The organism is Sandarakinorhabdus rubra (genome assembly GCF_010994245.1).
GTDB classification, from domain to species: domain Bacteria; phylum Pseudomonadota; class Alphaproteobacteria; order Sphingomonadales; family Sphingomonadaceae; genus Sandarakinorhabdus; species Sandarakinorhabdus rubra.
The window spans coordinates 1-1,543 of sequence record NZ_WMHO01000345.1 but is presented as its reverse complement, the minus strand read 5'-3'; the positions used below and the strand labels follow the sequence as shown (position 1 = coordinate 1,543).

Sequence of the window (1,543 nt, the reverse complement as noted above, 5' to 3'; positions counted from 1 at the left end):
AAGGTCGCCCGGTGCGGGGCCAGGCACGGGGGAGGGGGCAGGCACGCTGGGTGCCGGCGCGCTGGCCACAACAGGCGGGACCGGCGGCACATTGGGCGGCGACGTCTCGCGACGCAGCAGGGTCACCAGCCCGGCGGCCAGCGCCAGCCCGCCGGCAAGGGCAATCGCCCATTCCCGCGGAGTGGCAGTGGGCCTGTTCATTGCTGGCAGCCGGCAAGGCCTGCCACCGGCAGCACCAGGCTGTCCCCGTTCTCCTGCGCGATCGTGAGGCTGCCGTCGCGCACCACGGCGCCGCCTACCGTTGCCGGCAGGATGGTCAGCCGCACCTCATAGCTGCGGCTGGCCGAGCGATAGCGGCTGATCGGCGCAAAGCCCATCACCGCCGTGCCCTCCGCCGTCTCGCGCGGCAGATCGGTGCTGCGCCCATCGATAGCCAAGCGCAGGATCGGCGGATTGGCCTGCAGCATGGCGATGCGCCGGCCCGACGCGCGATCCCACAGGAACAGCGCGCATTGGCCGGGCGCCAGCTCCTGCTGCGGCAATTCGGCCAGCGGTGCCGCAAGCTGGGCCAGAAGCAGGGCGGCGATCACCATGGCTGTTCCTCCTGCCGCACCAGCGTGCCAGCGTCTGATTGGAAGCCGGCAGCCGCCAGCGCTGCCGCCTCGGTCGGTGCTGCGCCGGTCACCGCCAGCCGTGCCTGCCAGCGGTTGGGGGTGGCAGCGAGATCCAGCCGCACCCGGCCATCGGGACTGGCCAGCGGCACCGCCACCCCGGCCCCGTCACAGCGCGCCGCGCCGGACAGGCTGGACTGGCCGGCGATCGGCGTTGCCAGCTGCACCTGCACAGTACCGGCAGCGGCCTGGCACCGGCCACGGCCATCCAGGGCCAGCGACACGTCCGAAAGTGCCAGCCCGGCCACCGGCAGCCGCGCGAACGGCATTCCGGCCAGTGTGCCGCTCAGTCCGTCGCCGCCAGCCCCATTGACGCTGCGCCACAGGCTGCCGGTCAGCGCGCCCCCCAGGGTCCATTGCAGCCGCCCCTTCAGCAGCGCCGCCGGTGCCAGCGCCAATGTCACGTTGCCCAGCGTCGCGCTGCCGATGCGGGCGCCGACGAGGTCAGCGCCCCACAGGCTGCCGTCAACGCGTGCCGCGGCCAGCGGCGGCGCCGGCAGCAGCAGCCGGGCCGGCGCCATTGCCAGCAGCCCCACGAGGAGCCCGGCTACAAGGGCGATCCAGCGGCTCATCCGGCCCGCCGCACCACAAGGCGTGCCTTCACCGACTGGTCGGCATTGCGGCTCGCGCTCAGCGTGTCGATCACCAGCCCGTCCCGCTCCTCCAGCGCTGCCGCCCAGCCCAGCAGCAGCCGGCCGTTCACCGCCGCGATCTCCACCACCGCCTGGCCGCCGCCCTGCGCCTCCAGCCGCGAGGGTTGCAGCCCGGCTTCGGCCAGCCGGCGGCCGATGAGATCGGGCAGAGGCGCGGCGGTCGCGGCCGGACTGGCGGCAATCGCCGCCGCCGCAGCGCGCACCTGCGCCAGCCGGGCC

4 protein-coding genes are annotated in these 1,543 nt (G+C 74.5%); all 4 read right to left on the bottom strand.

What is annotated here, in order from left to right; genetic code table 11:
- Positions 1-201: hypothetical protein (locus GJV64_RS15515; RefSeq protein WP_205599652.1), on the bottom strand; the 201-nt coding region annotated here is incomplete at its 3' end.
- Positions 198-593 (bottom strand): hypothetical protein, encoded by a 396-nt coding sequence (locus GJV64_RS14285; protein ID WP_164158125.1) that lies wholly within the window; start codon positions 591-593, stop codon positions 198-200. The genes GJV64_RS14285 and GJV64_RS15515, both read right to left, overlap by 4 nt.
- Positions 587-1,243, bottom strand: a complete 657-nt coding sequence (gene gspN, locus GJV64_RS14280) for a type II secretion system protein N (RefSeq protein WP_164158122.1) — start codon at positions 1,241-1,243, stop codon at positions 587-589. The genes GJV64_RS14285 and gspN overlap by 7 nt, the downstream gene beginning before the upstream one ends.
- The coding region (gspM, locus tag GJV64_RS14275) for a type II secretion system protein GspM (RefSeq protein ID WP_205599651.1) at positions 1,240-1,543 on the bottom strand (304 nt) is incomplete at its 5' end. The genes gspN and gspM, both read right to left, overlap by 4 nt.